This window comes from Terribacillus halophilus, from assembly GCF_900101385.1.
Classification (GTDB): Bacteria; Bacillota; Bacilli; order Bacillales; family Amphibacillaceae; genus Terribacillus; species Terribacillus halophilus.
On sequence record NZ_FMZB01000001.1, the window covers coordinates 449,741 to 474,395 of the forward strand.

Genomic DNA, 24,655 nt, shown 5'->3' on the forward strand with positions numbered 1-24,655 from the left:
AAATTACATATATTTATACTTATAAAGGTCAAATGAACCCCAGGAGGAGCAGAAAAATGCATAGGAATAAGGACTTGTATTTGTTTTTGGAACGAAAAGCGAAAGACCTTACTGAAAATTGGTACTTACAGCTTGATAAAAAGAATAGTTCTGGTGTGTACGCTTCCAGTGATCCGGAAACGATAGAAACCCTCAAAAAGCAAAACTACGACTTTCATCTTCACTTCTTTCGTATATTTATTGAAGATAAAGAGACATTCGGTAATAATTTTGAAGAGTGGGTTATTTCAATTGCGCGTGATGAGAATCATCTAAGGACTCCTACGCATCAAATAATTCGGGAATTTATGGTCACAAGGGGACAGCATCTTGACTTGATTCATGAATTTTATCGTTTACATAAAGACACGATTGCACCAGAAATGCTTGATCTTTGGAATCGCGAAATAATTACAGCTTTTGATCAGGTGATCCTTAAAGTAACAGAGGAAATGCATCATTTTTCGAATCGAAAGCTGCAAGCACAACAAGAAATGATCAATGAACTTAGTTCGCCTGTCATTCTGCTGAATGATACGACAGCCCTGCTGCCATTGGTAGGTGACATCGACACAAATCGGGCAAAACTGATTCTGGAGAACACGCTTCGCGAATGTACGGAGCAGGATGTTGACTTATTGTTCATCGATCTCTCTGGTGTTATCATCATCGATACGATGGTTGCCCAGCAAATTTTTTATCTTGTGGAAGCGTTGAAGCTGGTTGGTGTGGAAACTGTGATTTCTGGCATGCGCCCTGAAATTGCCCAGACGGCAGTCCAGCTGGGTGTCAGTTTCAATGCCAGAACAACAGCAACTTTGACGCAGGCAATCCGTACTAGCAATCGTATCTCAATTAATTAACATTCTGTATGGAAGATGGTGGCATAGTCTTTCATGATGACCAGCAAACGGGTACAGAAAGCTGTACCTGTTTTTTTACGCATTTTTGTTCTTCTCGCTTCACTTTCCGATTATCCTGCCGATATAATAAGAAACGCATGTGCAAGGAGTTGGCCTTTGATGATAGATAAATTATCTTCTTCCGCTTCACAGCATGTTACACACCAGTCGGGAGATAGTCGTCCCGCAGGAAGCGAAACAATACATAAACAGGAGACCACTTCGAATGGCTCCAACCCGTATGTCGATTATGACAAATCAGATATCGAACGAGTAATTGAAACAATGAATCAATTTTTGGAACCGACCCATACAAATATGAAATTCGAACTGCATGAAGAACTCGAACGTTATTACGTGACCGTGGTCGATTCCGATACGAACCAAGTTGTGAGAGAGATTCCGCCAAAGAAGTTATTGGATGCTTATGCAAAAATGGCGGAATTCATGGGTTTACTCGTAGATGAAAAAATATAAAAAGCAGGTGATCACATGGTAGATAGTGTTTCTTCCAGCAGCAATTCCTTACGTGTCGGGGGGCTTGCTTCCGGAATCGATACGGATTCCCTCGTGGAACAATTGATGAATGCAGAAAGACAGAAACTGTATAAAATGCAGCAGGAACAGACCAAACTGACATGGCAGCAAGATTCATATCGCGAAGTGAGTACTTCTCTAAAGAGTTTTGACGATATGCTAACCAACATGAAACTTTCCACTACTTACAATCAGAAGACCACAACTTCATCAAGCGATGCAGTAACAGCGACCGCCGATTCAACAGCATCCAATGGATCTTATAGTATCGAAGTCAAACAGGTTGCTACAGCTGCAATCAACGTGAGTACAGGTAGGATTGGGGGAGATGATTTCGATCCCGATGAAGCTATTGGAGAAGAATTTACCGTTTCTTTTACAACTTACGATCAAGAAGGAACGGAAATCAAATATAATAAAACGTTTTCATCCAGCGATAGCTTGAATGATATTTTAAAAGATATTACGAACTCAAATGCAGGTGTCCGTGCTTCTTATGATACACAATCCGGTAAAGTAGTTATGGAAAAGAAGTATACGGGAGATCTTAACGAAGATACAGTTAACGAAGATAAAAGTGTAACTAAAAACCCAGAAATTGATTTTGGTGCAAATAATGCTTTCTTTTCCGATTTCCTTAAAATGGGGGAAGAAACAGGCGGTCAAAATGCAATCATAAAGTATAACGGTGCGTTAGAGGTTGAGACTTCTGAAAACAGTTATTCATTGGGCGGCGTTACATTCAACTTTGTAGAAAAAACTGATGGCCCGGTTCGAGTTTCAGTTGATAATGATGTTGACGCTGTCTACGACAAGATTAAAGAATTCGTAGATAAATATAACGAGATTATAGAAGATGTAAATGGGCGACTCGATGAAAAGGTGTACAGGGACTATCCTCCTCTAACTGACGCACAAAAGAAAGAAATGTCAGAAGATGAAATCAAATTATGGGATGAAAAAGCAAAGAGTGGTTTGTTAAAAGGAGACTCTTTATTACAAAACAGTCTCTTCTCTATGCGAAGCGCTTGGTACAGTAACGTAGAAACAGGTGGAGAATATACCCAACTAGCACAAATAGGGATTACCACTTCCAAAGATTATCTTGAAAACGGAAAACTTGTGATAGATGAAAAGCAATTAAAAGATGCCTTGCGTGAAGATCCAGAAGGTGTTTACAAGTTATTCTCAAACAGTGAGGAAGGTAAGAGCCAAGGAATTTTGCAGCGTTTGGAAAAAACAGTTGATTCCACTTTGGACAACATCTACAAAAAGGCTGGTAAATCGACGTACACGAACGATCAGTTCACCATAGGTAAAAGGCTGGATGATGTCCAGGATCGCATTGACAACTTCCAAGACCATCTCACTGAATTAGAAAACCGCTACTGGCGCCAATTCTCAGCCATGGAACAGGCCATCAGCCAAATGAATCAACAATCCGCTTATCTGACATCCAGCTTCGGAGGATAAGCGCCAAAGGAGTAATACAAATGTCTGTACAAAATTATCAGGCGTATCAACAAAATTCCGTCCAGACCGCTTCCCCGGGCGAACTGACGCTTATGCTGTACAACGGCTGTATCAAGTTCATCAAATTTGCGCAGCAAGCAATCGAGAAGAAGGATATCGGGTCGAAGAACACCAATATTCAAAAAGCGCAGAATATCGTCCGTGAGCTGATGATAACACTGGATCCAGAGGTGCCAATTTCACAGGAAATCATGCCGTTGTACGATTTCATCAACCAGCAGCTCATTCAGGCAAATACGCATAATGATCAGCAGGCACTCAGCAGCGCATTGGATTTGATCACCGATTTCCGAGACACATGGAAAGAAGTCGTCAAACAGACGCGCAAACAGCAATTCGGAACAGGGGCGACTGTGTGATGAACCGGGTGCAGGCACTGTATGATACGACTTCTGAGTTGGATACTCTCGTCAGTCAGATGGTGACGGCTGAGAATCGGGAAGAAGTCGTCCATTCCCTTACGGAGCTGCTGGATGTTCGCTCTGAGCAGATGGAAGAGCTAAAGCCTCCTTTCACACCGGAGGAACAACAGTTGGGCAAGGAACTTCTGCCGATGAATGAACGAATCAGCAAACACGTCCAGCGAATCTTCGACCAATTGAAGATTGATATACGGACAATTAAGAAGCAGCAGCAGTCTGGCAAGAAATATATCAATCCATACGCAAGCATGCAGACGCTGGATGGAAGATTTTTGGATAAACGCAAGTGAGAAAGGTCCGGACCATATATGGTTCGGGCTTTTTAATGTGTAAAATTCATGTCCAAATCGTGACAGATTTCGATAATTCTTCTCTTTTTTCGGACTATATTTTTTGTTTATGAAGGAATTGTAAAGGGAATGTAGAAAGTATCCTCATAAGGATGAAAGGAGGACACTTGTTATGAAGTACAATATTCGTGGCGAGAATGTCGAGGCTACAGAAGCGATCAAGGACTACGTCGAGAAAAAGGTAGGCAAACTGGAGAGGTATTTCGACTCCCCGGTGGATTCCGAGGTTCACGTTAACTTGAGTGTGCATAACAATGCGTCGAAGATTGAAGTGACGATCCCGATGAAGAACCTGCTGCTGCGGGCTGAGGAAAGTCATGCAGATCTATATGCTGCAATCGATTTGGTCGTAACGAAACTGGAACGGCAGATCAAAAAGCATAAGACGAAAGTGAACCGGCGCTCCCGTCAAAGCGGGGATGCACCGAAGCATGCATTCGCTGCTTTGGAGAATGAAAGTGCGGCTAGTGCTGTCGTCGCAACGAATGAAGATGAAGAAGATCTGGATTCGTTCGAAATTGTACGAAACAAGCGTTTTGACTTGAAACCGATGGATTCCGAGGAAGCGATTTTGCAGATGGATATGCTGGGACATAGCTTCTTCGTTTATACGAACTCTGTTACAGGAGATACAAATGTCGTCTATAAACGAAAAGATGGCAGATATGGGCTGATTGAGCCTAGTTGATAAAAGAAATGCAGAGCAGGCGCGAGGAGCGTCTGCTTTTTTAAAATTTATGCCGTTTTGCAAAAACGAAGGAAGAATATCTCAAAATTACTTTAAAAAAGAGATGAAAGCTGTCGGATAGTGCCGAAATCTTGTACTTTATGAGGGAAGTCCTTGGTCGTTTTACGAAAACGGTCATTTTTTCTTTCAAAAGTCCTGTGTTATAAATAAGTCAGCTACAACAAAAGGGGGTACTGACCATCAGAGATTCTGATAATGCTGTCCAACGAGTCTCCCATTCCCAACTCACACAGCATGAGCATACGATCACACAGCTCGTCGAGATCATTGCCGCGACCAATCGAAGGCTGGCAGAACTTCAATGGAAGCAAGAGCAACTCGAGCGCTGGTGCATCGAACAAATGCAGCGGGATCTGTCCTCCAGATCACGTGTCTTCTGAGGGGCAGGCTTCCTTTTCCCCGCAAGATCCCCACCAGGATGCCACAGTCTCCCCTCTGGAGACTGTGCATTCCAACTGACGGTGGTGTTCAAGCGGCTGGAGTAGCGATTACGGTACTGCGAATGTCTGACATGGCACTCCTCCATGGTAAGCGGCGTCTGTTGACGTCGCTATTTTTTCTTTTTTGACTGGGCTGATTTCCCTTTCTTGTAAACCGCCAAACCTAGTGTTATTATTATTTTTGGACTATACTTTTTTGATTTAAAAGAGGAGCGTTATGATGCGTGGACTACTAAAACGGGTGTTTGGAGACGGTACGCAGAAGCAAGTCAGCCGTGCCCAGAAAACAGCCGAACAAATAGAAAGTTTAGCAGACGAATATCGTGCATATACAAATGAACAATTAAAAGAAAAAACAATCGAATTCAAAAAGCGCTATCAGGATGGCGAGTCCTTGGATGAGTTGCTGCCGGAAGCCTTTGCGACAGTACGGGAAGCGGCCGATCGTGTACTCGGCATGCGCCCTTTCCATGTTCAGCTGCTTGGCGGTATCGCCATCCATGGCGGGAATATTGCCGAAATGAAAACCGGCGAAGGTAAAACGCTAGCAAGTACACTGCCTGCTTATTTGAATGCTTTAGCGGGCGAAGGTGTGCATATTGTCACAGTCAATGATTATCTTGCTGGTCGTGATGCGGAAAATAACCGCCCGCTATATGAATTCCTCGGCTTGACCGTCGGGTTCAACAGTGTCGGCATGACACGGGAACAGAAGCAGGAAGCTTATGCAGCAGATATCACGTATAGTACGAACAATGAGCTTGGCTTCGACTATTTGCGGGATAACATGGTGCTGTATAAAAATCAGATGGTACAGCGTCCGCTTCATTTTGCCATCATTGATGAGGTCGATTCCATCCTGATCGATGAAGCTCGGACACCGCTGATCATTTCCGGGTCTGCTGCGAAATCGGCAAGTCTGTACACACAAGCTAATTCCTTCGTTCGTGTGTTGAAGAAGGAAGAAGATTATACAAATGATATCAAGACAAAATCTGTTTTGCTTACAGAAGAAGGTATCAACAAAGCGGAGAAATTCTTCGGTTTGGAAAACTTGTTCGATTTGAAAAATGTATCCATTACACATCACATCAACCAGGCATTGAAAGCTCATGTAACGATGCAGCGTGATACGGATTATGTGGTGGAAGAAGGCGAAGTCATCATCGTTGATAGTTTCACTGGACGTCTCATGAAGGGCCGCCGATATAGCGACGGTCTTCACCAGGCTATCGAAGCGAAGGAAGGTTTGCAGATCCAGAATGAAAGCATGACGCTGGCCAGCATCACTTTCCAGAACTATTTCCGAATGTACAAAAAGCTTGCCGGTATGACCGGTACGGCAAAGACCGAGGAAGAAGAGTTCCGCAATATCTATAACATGGACGTGCTGGTTATCCCTACAAACAGAGATATCACTCGTCAGGATAAATCCGATTACATTTTCAAATCCATGGAAGGCAAGTTCCGTGCGGTCGTCGAAGAAATCAAGGCCCGTCATGAAACTGGCCAACCAGTCCTTGTCGGTACAGTGGCTGTCGAGACTTCCGAGCTGATCAGCAAACTGTTGAAGCGTGCTGGTGTGCCGCATAATGTACTGAATGCGAAGAACCACCACCGGGAAGCGGAAATCATCGAGGATGCCGGCCAAAAAGGCGCGGTGACAATCGCAACGAACATGGCTGGCCGTGGTACGGACATCAAGCTGGGTGAGGGTGTATTGGAACTTGGCGGTCTAGCTGTCATCGGTACAGAACGTCACGAATCCCGCCGGATCGACAACCAGCTGCGTGGTCGTGCCGGACGTCAGGGAGATCCCGGTGTGACACAGTTCTACTTGTCCATGGAAGATGAACTGATGCGCCGATTCGGTTCCGACAATATGCGGAATATGATGGATCGCCTAGGTATGGATGACAGCACACCGATCGAAAGCAAAATGGTATCCCGTGCTGTCGAATCCGCTCAGAAACGAGTCGAGGGCAATAACTTCGATTCCCGTAAAACGGTCCTTTCCTATGATGATGTTCTGCGCGAACAGCGAGAAATCATCTACAAACAGCGCTTCGAGGTAATCGACAGCGAGGACTTGAATCCGATCATCGAGGAAATGATCAAGGATACAGTTCATACGGTGGTCCAGGCTCATACAGCTGACGATTCCGAAGAAGCATGGGAACTCGATGCATTGGTAGAATACGCGCACGCAAACTTATTGCCGCAGGACAAGCTGACAGTCGATGAGCTGAAGAATAAAGATGAAGAAGAAATCGAAGAATTGGTCTTTAAGAAAATCCGAGAGCATTTGAAACAGAAGGAAGAAGAAATGACGCCGGATCAAATGCGCGAATTCGAGAAGGTCATCCTGCTTCGTACCGTTGATACAAAATGGATGGATCATATCGATCAGATGGACCAGCTTCGCCAAGGTATCCATTTGCGCGCCTATGGACAGAACGATCCGCTCAGGGAATACCAGCTGGAAGGCTTCAATATGTTCGAAGAGATGATCATGTCCATCAAGGAAGAAGTGACTCGCTACGTATTGAAAGCGGAAATCCGTGATAACCTGCAGCGCGAACAGGTTGCTAAAGGAGTCCAAGCTGTCAGCGGTGATGATACCCAGGCAGAAAAGAAAAAGAAAAAGGCCCCGATCGTCAAAGGCGATACGGTAGGACGAAATGACCCATGCCCATGCGGCAGCGGCAAGAAATATAAGAACTGCCACGGTCAATGATGCTGGCAAGCCCGGGCAAGTGGTTGCGCGGGTCCTGTCCCTGTCATAGATTAAAATGGTGTTTGCTATAGACTTTTATGAGGTGAGAGAAAATGGAATTTGCAGAAATCAGAAATGAATTGGATCGTATGGACAAACAACTAACTGACTTTAGGGGGTCTCTTTGACTTAGATCAAAAGAAAGCCCGTATTGCCGAGCTGGAGGACCGAATGCTGGAACCGACGTTCTGGGATGATCAGCAGGGAGCCCAGAAAATCATCAACGAATCCAATGGTTTGAAGGAATCGGTGGAAGGCTACGAAAAGCTTGTTTCCCGCCATGAAGATTTGGAAGTTTCCTTTGAATTGGTGAAGGAAGAAGATGATGATGATCTTCGCGGCGAGTTGGAAGAAGAAATCGTGTCCATGCGTGAGGCACTTGATGAATTCGAGCTGCTTATGCTGCTAAGTGAACCTTATGATAAGAACAACGCTATCCTCGAACTGCACCCAGGTGCGGGCGGAACGGAATCCCAGGACTGGGCGAGCATGCTGCTCCGTATGTACACGCGTTGGGCAGAGCAGCATAATTTCAAAGTGGAAACACTTGATTATCTTCCTGGTGAGGAAGCTGGCGTGAAGAGTGTAACGCTTTTGATCAAAGGTTTGAATGCGTATGGCTATCTGAAAGCTGAAAAAGGGGTTCACCGTCTTGTGCGTATTTCCCCATTTGACAGCTCAGGACGTCGTCATACATCGTTCGTTTCCTGTGATGTAATGCCGGAATTCGATGATGATATCGATGTGGATGTACGGACAGAAGATCTGAAAATCGATACGTACCGTTCCAGTGGTGCCGGCGGACAGCACGTCAATACGACGGATTCGGCGGTAAGGATCACGCATGTTCCTACAAATACTGTCGTGACATGTCAATCTGAGCGTTCCCAGATCAAAAACCGCGAGCATGCCATGAAGATGCTGAAAGCGAAGCTGTATCAGCTTGAGATCGAGAAACAGCAGCAAGAGTTGAACGAAATTCGCGGTGAGCAAAAAGAAATCGGCTGGGGAAGCCAAATCCGTTCCTATGTATTCCATCCATACTCGATGGTAAAAGATCATCGCACGAATGAAGAATCCGGAAATACACAAGCTGTAATGGACGGACAGCTCGATCCATTTATCAACGCGTACTTGCGTTCCACATTATAAGAGTTTTTGTAACATTTTTGTAACATACAAGCTGAACCGTTATTCCACTCAAAAGAAAAGGATGCGATTCTCTTGAAAAAAATAGCGATAGCCTGCAGCAGTCTTGGATTCATGCTCTTCCTGGCTGCTTGCGGCAGCAATGATGATGCGGCAGAAACACCCCAGGAAGCCTATGAAAACAACTGTGCCATGTGCCACGGACAGGATTTGAGCGGCGGCAATGGCGGTCCTCCATTGGATAACCTCGGCTCCAAGTATACACAAGAAGAACTCGTGGATATCATGGAGAACGGCAAAGGCGGGATGCCTGCCGGTCAGGCAGAGGGAGAAGAGGCGGAGAAAATCGCCGAATGGCTTCAGGATCAGCAGGAATAGAGCATATGCGGCAAATACCCATACACTAGTTGTATGGGTATTTTGTTGTGTTCTCGGACATTCCAAGCGAGTGGAAACGACAGGATACGGCGTAAAATATTTCAAAAACCAAGCCTTTTGTCATATTTTGAAACACAAATGTAATATTAATATGTCTAAAAAAATAGAAATTAGATGTTATAATGGTTTCAGGTTCGAGAGCTTTTTCGATTGCTTTCGCCAATGTTCGACATACTTAGTTAGCAGAGTAGCAGAATAGCAGATTACAGATTTAGAATAAATACAAAGGTGAGTTAAACATGATAGATATGAAAGGTGTGCATAAGACCTATGCCAATGGCGTTACGGCGCTGAATGGTGTCGATGTGCATATCGACAGCGGGGAATTCGTGTACTTAGTAGGACCGAGCGGAGCCGGTAAATCCACTTTCGTCAAAATGATCTTCCGTGGTGAGAAACCGAGCACTGGTATTGTAAAAGTCGATAACAAAGATTTAAGCACATATAAAGAACGTCATATTCCAAAAGTCAGAAGGAAAATCGGCGTGGTGTATCAGGATTTCAAATTGCTTCCGAAGCTGACAATCTATGAAAATGTCGCTTTTGCCTTGGAAGTAATCGAGGAATCTCCTAAAATAATCCGGGATCGCGTCATGGAAGTGCTGGATCTCGTTGGGATAAAGGATAAAGCCAGATCGTTTCCGGACGAACTTTCCGGAGGGGAACAGCAGCGAGTAGCCATTGCCCGGGCAATAGCGAATAATCCGAAGGTCGTCATTGCTGATGAGCCGACGGGTAACCTTGATCCAGAGACATCCTGGGGCATCATGAAGGTGCTGGAGGATATCAATCAAAAAGGTACGACCATCATCATGGCAACGCACAGCAAGGAAATCGTGAATACGATCAAGAGACGTGTCATCGCCATTGAAAATGGTCGCATTGTCCGTGATGAAGCAGGAGGTGAATATGGGTATGAAGTTTAATACCGCGAAACGCCATCTGCGAGAAGGTTCCAAAAATATATTCCGTAACGGCTGGATGACCATCGCCTCCATCGGGGCGGTGACCGTGACGCTGATTTTAGTCGGTGTATTCCTAGCCGTTGTGTTCAACTTGAATAAGTTTGCAACCAATATCGAGTCCGATGTCGAAATGAGTGTCTATCTCGACCCGACGCTTGCACAGGACAAAGTGCAATCCATCCAAGGGGAGCTTGAAGCGATTGATAAAGTCGGTTCTGTAAAGTATTCCTCGAAAGATGAGCAGTTAAACCAGCTGATGGAAGACATGGGTCAGACCGATTGGGATTTGTTCGAACAAGACAACCCATTGAGTGATACGTACGTCGTCAAGACTTCCGATCCACATGATACAGCCTCCGTTGCTGACAAGATTGCAAAGCTGGACGGAGTCGACAAAGTGGATTACGGAAAAGCGACAGTAGAGAACCTCTTTACGGTAAGCAAGTACGCCCGTATAATCGGTGCAGTTCTTATCATAGGTCTGGTATTCACCGCCATCTTCCTGATTTCAAACACAATCAAAATTACGATCATTGCAAGAAGCAGGGAAATCGGCATCATGAAACTGGTTGGAGCGACTAATTCCTTCATCCGCTGGCCGTTCTTCATAGAAGGCCTGTTGCTTGGAGTATTGGGAGCCATCATTCCAGTTGCACTGGTGCTTGTCGGATACTATTACCTGTCGAACAATATGACAGATAATATAAGTATCGGTTTTGTCAAAATTCTCCCATATGCACCATTTGCTTTCCAGCTTTCAGGTCTCCTCCTTGCAATCGGTGCAATAATCGGTGTCTGGGGCAGTGTCATGAGTGTCCGTAAATTTCTTAAAGTCTAACTAACCTAACAACATATACGCTTGTAAAGGAAGAAAGGGAATGAGAGAAGAATGAAGAAGATGATCAAGCCCGTTCTTGTAGCTGCATTAGCTGCAGGAACAATCCTACATACTCCGATTCAGACGTCTGCGAAATCCTCATCTGATGTTCAGAGCGAGATTGATGAACTACAGAAGAAGCAGCAGGAAAACAGCAGCAAGCAGAGCGAACTTGAAGATCAGATCAATGATGCAGAAGCAGAGCAATCCGATAACCTGGCTGAACAGGACAATCTATTGACAAAGCTGAATGAATTGAACAACCAGATCGACAAGAATGAGAATGCTTTGCATGACAAAGAAGATGAAATCACTGAGACGAACGAAAAAATTGAAGAAATCTCCAATGATATTGTGGAGACTGAAGAAGATATAGACAAGCGTGAAGATAAACTATCCGACCGTCTTGTCAGCATCCAGCAAAATGGTGGGGATGTACAGTACTTGCAAGTATTGATGGGCTCCAAAAACTTCGGTGATATGATAAACCGACTGAATGCCGTTACAACAATCATGGACTCAGATAAAGAGCTATTGAACGGTTACCTTCAAGCAAAGCAGAAGCTTGAAGACCAAAAGCAGCAGCGCGAGGATGAAAAACAGAACCTGGAAGATCAAAAAGCTAAGCTGGAAGATATTAAAGCCGACTTGAAATCCCAGGCAACTGAGCAAGAGGATTTGAAACAGCAGCTTGAAGAAGAATATGAAAAGCTGGGAGACCAAATCCTATCTGCTGAAGAAGAGAAGGAGCTTGCGGCTAACCAAGCAGAAGCTCTTCGACTAGCGCAAGAAAATGCAGAATCCGAAAAAGCTGATTTAGCAGCACAGGAAAAAGCAGCAGCAGAAGCAAAAGCGGCAGCAGCAGAAGCAAAGAAAGCTTCAGCGAAAAAGGAATCTTCCTCCAGCTCTAAATCAAGCAGCAGTGCCAACAGCAGCAGTTCAAGTAAATCTAGCAGCTCAAGCAGCTCAAACAGTACTTCCACAACGAAGTCTGCCCAAGCCGGTATCTTCTCTTGGCCAGCATCAGGGACGTACACATCTGGATTCGGGGGTCGCTGGGGTACTACCCATTACGGTATCGACATCGCGAACTCTATAGGAACTCCGGTTCATGCAGCAGCAAGCGGTACAGTTTCCTACAGCGGCACAATGAACGGTTACGGAAATATTGTCATGGTTACACATTCTATCAATGGCCGTACGTATGAAACAGTTTATGCACATTTGGACAGCCGAAGCGTGTCTGTCGGAGAAAGTGTTTCAAGAGGTCAGGAAATTGCGAAAATGGGTAACACGGGAGGATCAACAGGCCCACACCTTCATTTCGAAGTTCATGAAGATGGCGTATGGAACGGTGCGAAAAGCAATGCCGTGGATCCAATGAAGTTTTTCTAATATAAAAATGAAAAAGGCATTCTCCAATCAGGAGATGCCTTTTTTACATCATCTGACTCTTTTTAGTGATAAGATAGAGGGAGTTTAGCATAATAGTAGGATTAACGGATTGGACAAGTGAGAAAGGATGAGAGGCGAACGTGCAGATCAAAAAAGCGACATTCGTGATAGCAATCATTTTGGCATTGGTTGTCGGGGCAGGCGGCAGCTATGCGTATACATCATATGCAGGAAAGGAAGAGTCAGGCTCCCGATCTGCTTCAGATGATGCTGGCAGTCTGAGTGAGGTAGAAAATGCGTATGAGTTGATAAAGGATAATGCGTTGGCCAAGCCGGATGCCCAGCAGCTGCAGGAAGGTGCAATCCAGGGTATGCTGGAAACGCTGGATGATCCATATAGTTCCTTCCTGGATGAAGAGTCATCCACACAATTGAATCAACAGCTGGAATCCTCGTTTGAAGGAATCGGTGCAGAAGTGAGTATGGTGGACAAACAAGTGACCATTGTGGCACCGATCAAGGATTCCCCTGCAGAAGAAGCAGGTTTACGCCCGAACGACCAAGTGCTGGAAGTGGATGGAGATTCTTTGCAAGGCTTGGATCTACAGGAAGCAGTAAATAAAATTCGCGGAGAAAAAGGGACGACAGTGACTTTGTCGGTTAAGCGACCAGGTGTGTCAGAGGAATTGAACATAGACGTCACCCGCGACGAGATTCCAGTCGAAACTGTATATGCAGACACGAAAGAAGTGGACGGAAAGACAGCTGGTGTCCTCGAGATCACGTCATTCTCTGAAAGTACGGCCAAGGAATTCAAAACTGCATTGGATAAGCTGGAGAAAGATGGTATTGATGGATTGATCATTGATGTCCGTGGTAATCCAGGTGGGATCCTGACGACAGTGGAAGATATTTTGAAGAACTTTGTGCCTCGTGATAAACCTTATTTACAGATTGAAGATAAAAACGGAGAAAAGCAAGAATTCTTTACGAAATTAGACGAGAAGAAGGAATATCCAGTTAATGTCCTGATTGACGAGGGCAGTGCCTCTGCATCAGAGATTCTTGCAGGTGCCATGAATCAAGCCGGCGGTTATGAGCTGATCGGAAAAACGACATTCGGAAAAGGTACTGTACAGCAAACTGTGCCATTGCAGAATGATTCCATGCTCAAATTGACTTTGTATAAGTGGCTGACGCCTAACGGAGACTGGATCCATGAAAAAGGTATCAAGCCAACCGTTGAAGTGGATCAGCCAGAGTACTTCTACAGTTCACCGATTCAATTGGATGAGAAGGAAACATTGAAGTTTAACGATAATAATGACAAAATCAAAAATCTCCAAATCATGCTGGAAGGTCTTGGATATGAACCGAGCCGCAAAGATGGCTATTTGAATGAAAAGACTGAAACAGCTGTAAAACAATTTCAGCAGGATAACGATTTAAAAGCAACAGGTGAAGTCGATCAGGAAACTGCAGATCTGCTTCAAACGAAGATCATCGAGCAAGTACGCAATGGCAAGCATGATAATCAAATGGACAAAGCGCTCCAAGAGCTTTTCCGTTCATGATCCGAAGCCTCCCTTTCCATGGGAGGCTTTTTCTATTGGCATAGGAAAACGAGGGCTATCATGTTAGAATAGACAGTATACATAAGAGTTGGTTTATAGGGAGAGACACATAATGGTGAATGATTGGTTGACCGAACTGCTATATGGGATCGGAAACTTCTTTTTGAATCCACTGCTTTATTGGGCATTGCTGCTGACTCTACTCGTTTCCAGCCGCAGAATCAGGAAAGAGCGGAATAATTTTGGTACGAAGGTATTTGATTTTGGCAAAGAGTGGACAGGCACTTGGGTTCTATCGCTTATTTTTGGACTTTTGCTTACTGCGGTAAGTATCGGAGCGGGAATCGTCATAGCACCAGCTGTTGTATTGCTGATCAGTGCCGTGACGATTGTACTTACATTGCTGTTTCGTTTTACTTGGCTGTCGTCAGCCTATATTTTTGGTTTCAGCTTTTTGCTTGCTGTAGGCGCTGCTCCATATGCTGCTGATTATCTGCCGGCTGGATGGGCAGATGATATGGAAGGTCTGAATTGGATCAGCTTAGCGCTCATCATGAGCATTGTCATGATTGCAGAAGCCATTCTGCTGCTTAAGACGAAAAAAGAAGATACTTTGCCCGAGCTGGTAAAGGGGCCGCGCGGACGTTGGATCGGCCAGCATCGCTTCCGCAAGCTGTTATTCATTCCATTCTTTCTGTTAGTGCCGGCCGGTACAATCGAGCCATTCGCTCCTTGGTGGCCGTACTTCCATTTGAATGGAACGAATTATGGGCTGCTGCTTGTACCATTGCTGACTGGTATGGATGGCTTTGCCAAAGGCCGTCCAGCGTTCATCGAAGCGCGTAAGCAAGGGAAGGCAGTCTTGATTTTAGCACTGCTTACCCTGACAGTGAGTCTGGTAAGTATGTATTCCTATTATTTCGCTATTGCAGCCTTTGTCATCGCACTTATCGGCAGAGAAGCAATCACACTATCCTTCCGTAATAAAGATCGTAAGCGCGCGATGTTCTATACGGAAAGCAGTAAAGGTTTGTTTGTCCTTGCTGTTATTCCGGAGAGCCCAGCTGACAGGTTGGGATTATTGGTTGGTGAACGCATCGAGAAAGTAAACGGCATCCGCGTCACAACGGAACGGGCATTTTATGAAGCAATCCAGACGAACAGCCAGTATTGCAAGATGGAGATACGTGACGAACAAGGCGAGATCCGGATCAAACAACGGGCAATGTATGAAGGTGAGCCGCATGAGCTTGGTATCATCTTTGTGCAGGAACAGCGGAGGCAAGCTGGGCTTAAAAGCAGTTGAATATAGCAATAGACACAAAAACCCACTTAGCTGAATCCAGTTAAGTGGGCTTTCGCATTTACACAATGAATTTGGTGAACCAAGCGATATACTCTGCTCCCCAGATAAAAAATAATTGCGCAAGCAGCGTACCAAGTAATCTAGAAGTTACCATCATCAAGGACATACTTTTTAAGGTATGATAACTGCCCCTCTGATTCACGACATCGTCAGCTATGACAGATAGCTTGGGATCGATGAAGATAACCAAGAGTATCGTTGCTATTCCATTGATTAAGCCTGAGGCCATGATTGCCGTAGAAGATCTTTCCGGAGCTAACAGGGCTGCATATAAAGCAGCTAACACACCGATGGTATAAATGGCTGTTATGATCATATTGACGAAAAATAGTCTGAGCGGAATATCTTTCATTTTCGTTCCCCGCAGATAGGAAAACTTGGGGAGACTGAAATGCGTGACACCTCGTTTGATGTATTGCAAGGAGAACATTCTTTTCACTAAGGATGGCACAGAGCCTTTTTCCTCTGATAAATGAATGATTGCTCTGGAAAACAACGCGACGAACGTAGGCAGTAATATGATACCGAAAATTGTACCGACAGTCGACGCTCCAATTAGAATGCGAAACTGTGTTTCAACGAATTCTAGCGTGTTTTCTTTTGGGGCAGCATCGATCAGACTTCCTGTGAAAGGCTGCTGCATCATATTGGCCATTCTTGAAACGATGACCATGATGTTAAACAGGGATAAGGCTGATGCTATCATTTTAACTCTTGCACCTGATAGTCGCACAGCGTATGCCAGTGTTTCGATTGAATGGATGATAAAAATAAACAAAGCGATAAATAATAATTTTTCGGTGATGAAATCCATTAGTGTACCTTCTTTTTATACAGATTTAGCGATCTTCATTTATTGATAATACCATAAAAGAAAATATTACCTTTACCGAATTGATTATAAACTGGATAGAGGAATTATGAAAAGTTTGATTATCGAAACAGAGGTGTCTTTTCTTCTTCGGTGGGGATTTTGAATTTAAATGAACATAGAGGAATGATAAGATCGTGAAATAATTGAATCTTTCTTAGAAAGAGAAGGAGCAAGCCGTCACGGCTTGCTCCTTATTATTCATCCTGCATCGACAGCAGGCTCCGTATTTCTTCTTCGGTAAGTGTGTTCAGCATCGTTTCTCCAGGCTGGATGATTTGATCGACAAGTGCGCGTTTCCGCTGCTGCAATTCGAAGATTCGTTCCTCGATCGTTCCGCGTGTAAGCAGGCGGATCACTTGGACGACATTTTTCTGTCCGATCCGATGGGCACGTCCGGCAGCTTGCTCTTCAACAGCTGGGTTCCACCATAGGTCGAAGAGGATGACAGTATCTGCACCCGTCAGGTTCAGTCCTGTGCCACCAGCTTTCAAGCTGATCAGGAAGCCGTCTCTTTCTCCCTCATTGAATGCTTCTGCCATTTGCATTCTTTCCTTGGAAGGTGTACTGCCATCGAGATAGAAGACGTCGGTATCGTCCAATGCATGCTTGATGATTTCCAGCATGCTGGCAAACTGGGAGAAGATCAAGAAGCGTTTATTACTTTGTTTCAGCTCCCTGATAACCTCGAGCAACTGCTCCAGTTTACCGGATTGTCCAGTGTAATTCTCGATGAACAGAGATGGGTGACAGCAGATCTGGCGCAGTCGGGTAAGGCCGGCCAAGATCTCCAATTTACCGCGGTCAAAGCCTTTTTCGGCAATCGTTTTGTCAATTTTTTTCCGGATTCGTTCAAGATAGCCGACATAAACTTCTTTTTGTTCCTGCGTGAGATCTGAATAGTTCGTCGTCTCGATTTTTTCGGGAAGTTCATGCAGCACATCCGTTTTTACTCGTCGTAGGATGAACGGACGAGTCATTCGGGCGATTTTCTCCGGTTCCATATCGGTGAATGATTTCCTGCTCCGGAATAAACCAGGAGAAATCGTATGGAAGATGGACCATAACTCCTCCAGCCTGTTTTCGATCGGGGTGCCGCTAAGTGCGAATCGTTTACCAGCTTGAATCAGTCCGACGGATTTGGCGGTCTGGGTCGCATGGTTTTTGATTGCTTGTGCTTCATCCAGGATCAGGCTGTCGAATAACTGTCCCGCATACACATGGTGATCGATCCGTAATAATGGATAAGAAGTAATGATGATATCATGTTCCTCCAATCGGGAGAGCTGTTCCTGCCGTTCCGTTACCGAGCCGGAAATGACCAGTGTACGCATAGTAGGTGCAAATTTTTCGAATTCCTTCTGCCAGTTATAAAGCAAAGAGGAAGGTACGACAATAAGTGATGGGCGTGCTGTTGGATTAGCTTCTCGTTCAGAAGTAAGATAGGAAATCGTCTGCAATGTTTTACCGAGTCCCATGTCATCGGCAAGGATGCCGCCAAGACCATAGTAGGCGAGCGTCTTCATCCATTTGAAACCGGTCAATTGATAATCTCGCAAGTCTGCCTGCAGTCCGGCCGGTAAGGCAAATTCAATCTGTTCCGGATGGCGCAGCCTCTCGATCAATGTGCGGAAGGCTGCTTCCATTTCTGCCCCGCGGAGGGATTCTTCCACCTGCATGCTTTGCGCGATTGGCACGAAAATATGCTGATTTTGCAGCTGGTTTTTCTTGATTTGCAGCTGTTCCAGGAAGTCTTGGAAATTCTCCATCGATTCTTGTTCCAAATCGAGCAATGCGCCATCAGGTATGCGATAATATCGTTTCTTCTCGATCATCGCCTGCAGTACATCATTAATATGTGCTTCCGACAAACCGGAAACATCGAAGCTGATTTCCAGCATGCCGTTTTCCTGCTGCAGCCGGATCGAAGAAGAAACCTCGTGCTGATCATCGGCTTGCATCGCTTGTACCCGATCGGAAATGTACACCTCGGCGATTTCCTGTAAAGCGGTCAGATGCTCATGGAGGAAAAGATACATATACTCTGCATTGAGCAAATGGAAGCGGCCTTTTGAGAAACGGAACCCGGCAGCATGCAATTGCTGCAGGACGCTGTCTTCCCTGGTAGCTTGGCGCTTGATCACAGGCATATCTGTCTGAGGCTGTCCTGGCTGGATGACGTGATTTCCATAGTGGAAGGAAACGCTGGCATGCAGTACATCATCGGTTTCATCCAAATATACTTTGGCGACAAGCGGAGCCATTTCGATTTTGCTGCGGACAGTATCCGCAATATGCACATGCCCGATTTGTTCCAGCTTGCCGACGACTTGTGACACGAAGCGGTCGACATTTTTAGTGGATACCGTTTGCGGTGCATCATGCCGGTAAGGAAGGATGGAGAACAGTTCCTTGACCAATTCCCGCTGCTCGGCAGGCACCGGATACAGGGTGTCATCCTTGAATAAATAATGATAGTTTTTGATATATTCATATGCCGCGATTTCCTGCACGCCAAGTTGGAGCATGTCGTCTTCATCCGTTGACAGATAAAAGTCCAGCCGTGCCGGCTTGTCGCTCACATGGAATGTGTCCATCGGTTCCGTGTGCAGCAATTGGAGCGAGGCACCAGCTTCTGCAAGCTGCGGCAGCAAATCTTTTGCCAAGGTAGGCGTCAGTTTGATTGCCCGTTTTTCCGATTGGAGGGTGGATGCTGTGAAATCATGGATCATATTGTTTTCACAGGCCTCCAGCAATCGTTCCAGGATAACTTTGTCTTCTGGTGTGACGATATGCACACGCGGATCGAAGGCAAAGCTCGGCGTCAGCTGATAGCGAGTCTGATGCAGGACACTTTTAAGAAAGTCCTCGGCTAGCCGCACGATATAGGTACGGGATGTCCCTGCTTTCAGTTCGACCTCAAACACGGTATTGCCATTCGTTTGCATGAAGCGCTGCTCGACTTTGTATTCCAGCTTCAACGTTTCCGGAGGCTTTGATGGCAGGCGTTCTGCAGGGGATAGAAAGGCTTGCACGAGCCGATCGGTAAAGTCGGTCTGACGGGCAGCAGCCGGAGCGGTCGTATCTTCGGTGACGGTGTATCCGTTACTATCGAAACGGTTCCGGCTGATTGCGATCAAGACAGCAGCGATATGCTTGCATGTATAATGGGTGTGATAGGCAGGACAGCTGCAGACCCCATCCAGATCGTCGTCTTCAAAGAAGAAAATCCGCACAGGATAGTTTTCGGTTCCGCGGACAACAGCTTTCCATTGATTGATGGAAGGCGTGAAGCTCAACCCTTGGACGCGACCTTTATTGACATAGTCCAGTCCTCTTCGGTAGAATCGGTCACCTGTTACTTTGATGATATCTTGTTTATCGAGAAAATAAGATTGCATGAAAGCCCAGTCTCCAGTCTAAAAAATTCATTATCCTATCATTATAACAGATATGACAATAGCCTTCCCAAATAGGCCAAATTAAAAAGAGGTTGGGACATAACTAAAATCCCGAGCTTAAAAACAAACAATACTCCCTAAGCAGAGCTTCGGCAGAACACTCCGTTTTCCACGGCCAAGGCCTCAGCCTCCTCGTGGAAAGATCACCACTGCAGGGTCTTCAGCTCGTGCTGTTCCCGTAGGAGTCTCCGTATTCTGCCTACGCTAGTATAGATGAACGTCAAAAAACCCGAACTTACGCGTATATCTTTGTTTCAGATCCACGTCATAGTTCGGGTTTTCATTTAACTGATACACTTTTGTCGCAGTCTCATTTCGGTTATTTCTTTTTCACTTGGAAGATCTGGGTTTCTCCTGCAATGGCCTGTTCCGGAAATAGCGCTTCCAAGGTATATTCGCTTGCTTCATAGTTGGTGATGATTACTGGTGTGATGCAGCTTTTTGCGTTCGCTTCGACAAACGCCTTATCGAAGGTTACGAGCTTGTCGCCGGCGGAGACTTTATCACCTGTTTTGACGAAGGTATCAAAGCCTTCTCCTTTCAGATTGACAGTATCCAGACCGATATGGAGCAGCACTTCCAGACCCATTTCTGTTTTTAAGCCGATGGCATGCTTGGTTTCGAATACTTGGACGACTTCGGCATCGATCGGGCTGACGATTGTGTGATCCGTCGGTTCGATAGCGATACCATCGCCCATCATTTTCTCCGCAAACACGGGATCCGGTACTTCCTCCAGCGGCACTGCCTTCCCATTGACAGGGCTTACAAAATGCTCTTCTGTAACACTTTTACCGAATAGTTTCTTTAGCATATCTTGTCTCTCCTCGAAATGAATCGGATTTTGTGAAAATCTTATTAGTCTCATAGTAAAGCGTTTTCTCCCCGCGGGTCAATAAAAAACCATCATGGGAAGGATATTGCCTAAAAGCGCTAACATTATGTATAGTAGAGAAAGACTGATTTTAGAGCGGAAAAGAGGTTTGACGCAGTGTGAGATAACAACCAATCGCCAAGACAATCAGGCTTTACGAATGATAATAGAACGGTAGGTAATGAACCGATGCAAATAAAACAAGAAGTACAAAAGCGCAAGACATTCGCCATCATCTCCCACCCGGATGCCGGGAAGACGACAATGACGGAGAAACTGCTCGTTTTTGGGAATCTGATTCGTTCTGCAGGTACGGTAAAAGGAAAGAAATCAGGCAAATTCGCAACATCCGACTGGATGGAGATTGAAAAGCAGCGCGGGATTTCCGTTACATCCTCTGTGATGAATTTCCCTTATAAAGATTATCAAGTGAATATCCTGGATACACCAGGGCACGAAGATTTCAGCGAAGATACGTATCGCACACTGACGGCGGTGGATAGTGTCGTCATGATCATTGATGCGACGAAAGGGATCGAAGCACAGACATTGAAGCTATTCAAAGTGTGTCGTATGCGTGGCATACCGATTTTTACTTTCATCAACAAGCTTGACCGGGAAGGCCGGGAGCCGCTGGAGCTTTTGGAAGAAATCGAAAATGTATTGGATATCGAGACATATGCGATGAACTGGCCTGCTGGAATGGGCAAGCGTTTCCTAGGCATTTTCGATAGATACAACAAGCAATTTGTACGTTTTAACGGAAATGAAGAAGAAACATTCATTCCTTATGATCAGCTGGAAGATCCGCAGTATGCCGATTTGACAGGCAACTCCACATTCGAAGATACAAAAGGGGAACTGGAGCTATTGGAAGAAGCCGGCGATCAATTCTCATTGGATCGTGTGCTTGCAGGTAAGCAGACACCGGTATTCTTTGGTAGTGCACTTGCGCCTTTTGGAGTCCAAACATTCTTTGATACGTTCGTCAGCATGGCGCCTGCACCAGGAAGCCGCCGCACGACGGAAGGTGTCGTAGCTCCTGAGAAAGAAGAATTCTCCGGATTCATCTTCAAGATTCAGGCGAACATGAACCCGGCTCACCGCGACCGGATTGCCTTCTTGCGTGTCTGCTCAGGTAAATTCGAGCGAGGCATGAGCGTGCAGCTAGCCCGTTCGGCAAAGCCGATCAAACTATCCCAGTCACAGCAATTCGTCGCATCCTCACGTGATACGGTTGAAGAGGCATATGCCGGAGATATCATCGGGATATATGATCCGAATATCTATCGAATCGGGGACACGCTCGTCGAAGGGAAAGCGAACTTCGAGTTCGATGAGCTGCCGCAGTTCCCGCCGGAAGTATTCAAGAAGGCCACAGCAAAGAACGTCATGAAAGCAAAGCAGTTCAAAAAAGGTATCGAACAGCTTGTCCAGGAAGGAGCGATCCAACTGTTCCGCGGTAAACGCGATGATAGTTATATCCTCGGAGCAGTCGGTGAGCTTCAGTACGAAGTATTCGAATATCGAATGAAAAATGAGTATAATGTAGAAGTGGTATTGGAATCGATGGGAGAACGCATCCCTCGCTGGCTTAAGTCTGAGCAAGTGGATGAACGTCTATTCGACGAGCGCAGTCTGCTCGCCCAGGATCGCGAAGGGGAATACTTGGCATTATTCAAGAACGATTTTGCCCTCCGCTGGTTCACGGATAAAAATCCGAAAATCGATTTGATCGATTTATTTGAGGTCAACCAATACGACCAAGCTTCCAACTAATAATAAAGCCGTCATTTTTGACGGCTTTTTGCTATCTATTTGTTTATGTTTCGTATATTAGGAAAACATTTATACTAGCAGATATGTGGAATTTCAAACGAATGTTTGTTCGTGTTTTTATATATTTTGTGCTATGATGAAAATAGCAAATAGAACGGAGGAATTTGGCATTGAAGGAAAAGGAAACGTTTGAGTTAGTATCTAAATACAGTCCTCAAGGTGACCAGCCTAGGGCGATTGATCGTCTTGTTGAAGGCATCCATCAGGATAAGCGGCATCAGACACTGCTCGGAGCGACTGGTACTGGTAAGACGTTCACTATTTCAAATATGGTGAAGGAAATTAACCGTCCTACCCTTGTCATTGCCCATAACAAGACATTGGCAGGTCAGCTGTACAGTGAGTTCAAGGAATTTTTCCCGAATAATGCAGTGGAATATTTCGTTAGTTATTATGATTATTATCAGCCGGAAGCATACGTACCGCAGACAGATACCTTCATCGAGAAGGACGCAAGCATCAATGATGAAATCGATAAACTGCGCCACTCTGCTACATCTGCTCTTTTCGAGCGTAATGATGTGCTGATCGTGGCAAGTGTGTCCTGTATCTATGGCTTGGGTTCCCCGGAGGAATATAAGAGCCAGGTGCTGTCTGTTCGTGTCGGCATGGAGAAGGATCGGGATGAGCTGCTTCGTAATTTAGTAGACATCCAATATGCGCGTAATGATATCGACTTTCAGCGCGGAACTTTCCGTGTACGCGGCGATTCTGTCGAAGTCATCCCGGCATCAAAGGAAGAACATTGTATCCGTTTTGAATTCTTTGGTGATGAGATCGATCGAATCCGTGAAGTGGACGCACTGACAGGCGAAATCATTGGTGATCGCGAGCATGTTGCGATCTTCCCTGCTTCCCACTTCGTAACGCGTGAAGAGAATCTCAAAAAGGCTATCGTCAATATTGAAAAAGAGCTTCAAGATCAGCTCAAGATGTTCAACGAACAAGGTAAACTGCTGGAAGCCCAGCGCCTTGAGCAGCGAACAAATTACGACTTGGAAATGATGCGGGAAATGGGCTTTTGCTCAGGTATCGAAAACTATTCGGCTCAGCTTACTTTCCGTGAACGGGGAGCCACCCCTTATACGCTATTGGATTTCTTCCCGGATGATTTCGTGGTTGTCGTGGATGAGTCTCATGTTACGCTGCCGCAGATCAGGGGAATGTTCAATGGGGACCAGGCACGTAAGAAAGTACTTGTAGACCACGGCTTCCGTTTGCCATCCGCGATGGACAACAGACCGCTGACATTCGAAGAATTCGAGAAGAAGACAGAACAGCTCGTTTATGTCTCTGCGACACCGGGTCCTTATGAAATCGAACATACACCGGAAATGATCGAGCAGATCATCAGGCCGACAGGATTACTTGATCCGGAAATCGATATCCGCCCGATAGAAGGACAAATAGATGACATCATCAGTGAGATTTATAAACGGACAGAGAAGAATGAACGTGTCCTGATCACAACATTGACCAAGAAAATGTCCGAAGACTTGACCGATTATCTCAAAGAAATCGGTATCAAAGTGGCTTATCTGCATTCCGAAATCAAGACGCTGGAACGAATCGAAGTAATCCGGGATTTGCGGATCGGAAAATATGATGTACTTGTCGGAATCAACTTACTCCGGGAAGGATTGGATATTCCGGAGGTTTCGCTCGTTGCCATACTCGATGCGGATAAGGAAGGCTTCCTGCGTTCCGAGCGTTCTTTAATCCAGACGATGGGGCGGGCAGCCCGTAACGAAAACGGCCATGTCATCATGTATGCAGATAAAATAACGGATAGCATGCAAAAAGCGATGGATGAGACACTGCGCCGCCGTGAGATCCAAATCGCTTACAATAAAGAGCATGGTATTACACCGCGGACAATCCAGAAAGAAGTGCGGGATGTCATCAAGGCAACGATTAGTTCCGAAGAGTCCGGCACAAATAAAAAAGATACACCGGATTTGACGAAGCTTACGAAGAAGGAAAAAGAAAAAGTCATTGCCGAGATGGAGAAAGAAATGAAACAGGCTGCACGCGATCTCAATTTCGAACGTGCTGCCGAGCTTCGTGATCTTGTCTTGGAACTAAAAGTGGAAGGGTGA

Annotated in this window: 19 protein-coding genes; 16 read left to right on the top strand and 3 right to left on the bottom strand. The window is 45.4% G+C overall.

Annotated features, from left to right (window positions below):
- Positions 1 to 56: 56 nt before the first annotated feature.
- From BLQ53_RS02100 to BLQ53_RS02165, 14 genes are all read left to right on the top strand, one after another.
- Positions 57 to 902, top strand: a complete 846-nt coding sequence (locus BLQ53_RS02100) for an STAS domain-containing protein (protein ID WP_093725525.1) — start codon at positions 57 to 59, stop codon at positions 900 to 902.
- Positions 903 to 1,061: 159 nt separating this feature from the next.
- On the top strand, positions 1,062 to 1,418 hold the full coding sequence (flaG, locus tag BLQ53_RS02105; protein ID WP_093725527.1) for a flagellar protein FlaG: 357 nt from the start codon (positions 1,062 to 1,064) through the stop codon (positions 1,416 to 1,418).
- 15 nt (positions 1,419 to 1,433) lie between these two features.
- Positions 1,434 to 2,951 (top strand): flagellar hook-associated protein 2, encoded by a 1,518-nt coding sequence (locus BLQ53_RS02110; RefSeq protein WP_093725529.1) that lies wholly within the window; start codon positions 1,434 to 1,436, stop codon positions 2,949 to 2,951.
- A gap of 20 nt (positions 2,952 to 2,971) precedes the next feature.
- Positions 2,972 to 3,370, top strand: coding sequence for a flagellar export chaperone FliS (gene fliS / locus BLQ53_RS02115; RefSeq protein WP_093725531.1), 399 nt, complete (start codon positions 2,972 to 2,974; stop codon positions 3,368 to 3,370).
- On the top strand, positions 3,370 to 3,723 hold the full coding sequence (gene fliT / locus BLQ53_RS02120) for a flagellar protein FliT (RefSeq protein WP_093725533.1): 354 nt from the start codon (positions 3,370 to 3,372) through the stop codon (positions 3,721 to 3,723). Before fliS ends, fliT begins: the two co-directional genes overlap by 1 nt.
- 172 nt (positions 3,724 to 3,895) lie before the next feature.
- Positions 3,896 to 4,471: a ribosome hibernation-promoting factor, HPF/YfiA family gene (gene hpf, locus BLQ53_RS02125; RefSeq protein ID WP_093725535.1), complete on the top strand. Its 576-nt coding sequence runs from the start codon at positions 3,896 to 3,898 to the stop codon at positions 4,469 to 4,471.
- Positions 4,472 to 5,191: 720 nt separating this feature from the next.
- A complete protein-coding gene (secA, locus tag BLQ53_RS02130) occupies positions 5,192 to 7,708 on the top strand; it encodes a preprotein translocase subunit SecA (RefSeq protein WP_093725846.1) in 2,517 nt (838 codons plus the stop codon).
- A 92-nt stretch (positions 7,709 to 7,800) separates the two neighbouring features.
- Positions 7,801 to 8,899 (top strand): peptide chain release factor 2 gene (gene prfB / locus BLQ53_RS02135; protein WP_425288273.1). Its coding sequence is split into 2 segments (ribosomal slippage): positions 7,801 to 7,872 and positions 7,874 to 8,899, totalling 1,098 coding nucleotides; the frame shifts between segments, so codons are not numbered across the junction.
- Between the two features lie 72 nt (positions 8,900 to 8,971).
- Positions 8,972 to 9,274 carry a c-type cytochrome gene (locus BLQ53_RS02140; protein ID WP_244499210.1) on the top strand — a complete coding sequence of 101 codons (303 nt, stop codon included), beginning with the start codon at positions 8,972 to 8,974 and terminating at the stop codon, positions 9,272 to 9,274.
- A 299-nt stretch (positions 9,275 to 9,573) separates the two neighbouring features.
- On the top strand, positions 9,574 to 10,260 hold the full coding sequence (gene ftsE, locus BLQ53_RS02145; RefSeq protein WP_093725537.1) for a cell division ATP-binding protein FtsE: 687 nt from the start codon (positions 9,574 to 9,576) through the stop codon (positions 10,258 to 10,260).
- Positions 10,250 to 11,137 carry a permease-like cell division protein FtsX gene (gene ftsX, locus BLQ53_RS02150; RefSeq protein ID WP_093725848.1) on the top strand — a complete coding sequence of 296 codons (888 nt, stop codon included), beginning with the start codon at positions 10,250 to 10,252 and terminating at the stop codon, positions 11,135 to 11,137. The genes ftsE and ftsX overlap by 11 nt, the downstream gene beginning before the upstream one ends.
- 51 nt (positions 11,138 to 11,188) lie before the next feature.
- Complete coding sequence (locus BLQ53_RS02155; RefSeq protein ID WP_093725539.1) at positions 11,189 to 12,571, top strand: murein hydrolase activator EnvC family protein; 1,383 nt, start codon at positions 11,189 to 11,191, stop codon at positions 12,569 to 12,571.
- A gap of 146 nt (positions 12,572 to 12,717) precedes the next feature.
- Positions 12,718 to 14,145, top strand: coding sequence for a S41 family peptidase (locus BLQ53_RS02160; RefSeq protein WP_093725849.1), 1,428 nt, complete (start codon positions 12,718 to 12,720; stop codon positions 14,143 to 14,145).
- A 112-nt stretch (positions 14,146 to 14,257) separates the two neighbouring features.
- A complete protein-coding gene (locus BLQ53_RS02165) occupies positions 14,258 to 15,451 on the top strand; it encodes a PDZ domain-containing protein (RefSeq protein ID WP_093725541.1) in 1,194 nt (397 codons plus the stop codon).
- A 58-nt stretch (positions 15,452 to 15,509) separates the two neighbouring features.
- On the opposite strand, the gene BLQ53_RS02170 is transcribed toward BLQ53_RS02165, so the two are convergent.
- From BLQ53_RS02170 to BLQ53_RS02180, 3 genes are all read right to left on the bottom strand, one after another.
- Positions 15,510 to 16,325: a lipid II flippase Amj family protein gene (locus BLQ53_RS02170; protein WP_093725543.1), complete on the bottom strand. Its 816-nt coding sequence runs from the start codon at positions 16,323 to 16,325 to the stop codon at positions 15,510 to 15,512.
- A gap of 254 nt (positions 16,326 to 16,579) precedes the next feature.
- Positions 16,580 to 19,783 carry a DEAD/DEAH box helicase gene (locus BLQ53_RS02175; RefSeq protein WP_093725545.1) on the bottom strand — a complete coding sequence of 1,068 codons (3,204 nt, stop codon included), beginning with the start codon at positions 19,781 to 19,783 and terminating at the stop codon, positions 16,580 to 16,582.
- 379 nt (positions 19,784 to 20,162) lie between these two features.
- Positions 20,163 to 20,657, bottom strand: a complete 495-nt coding sequence (locus BLQ53_RS02180) for a PTS sugar transporter subunit IIA (protein ID WP_093725547.1) — start codon at positions 20,655 to 20,657, stop codon at positions 20,163 to 20,165.
- Between the two features lie 249 nt (positions 20,658 to 20,906).
- Between BLQ53_RS02180 and BLQ53_RS02185 the strand changes: the two genes are divergently transcribed.
- Entirely contained in the window at positions 20,907 to 22,496 is a 1,590-nt protein-coding gene (locus BLQ53_RS02185) for a peptide chain release factor 3 (protein ID WP_093725549.1), read from the top strand.
- 170 nt (positions 22,497 to 22,666) lie between these two features.
- The gene (uvrB, locus tag BLQ53_RS02190; protein WP_093725551.1) at positions 22,667 to 24,655 is read left to right on the top strand and encodes an excinuclease ABC subunit UvrB; all 1,989 of its coding nucleotides are present in this window, start codon (positions 22,667 to 22,669) and stop codon (positions 24,653 to 24,655) included.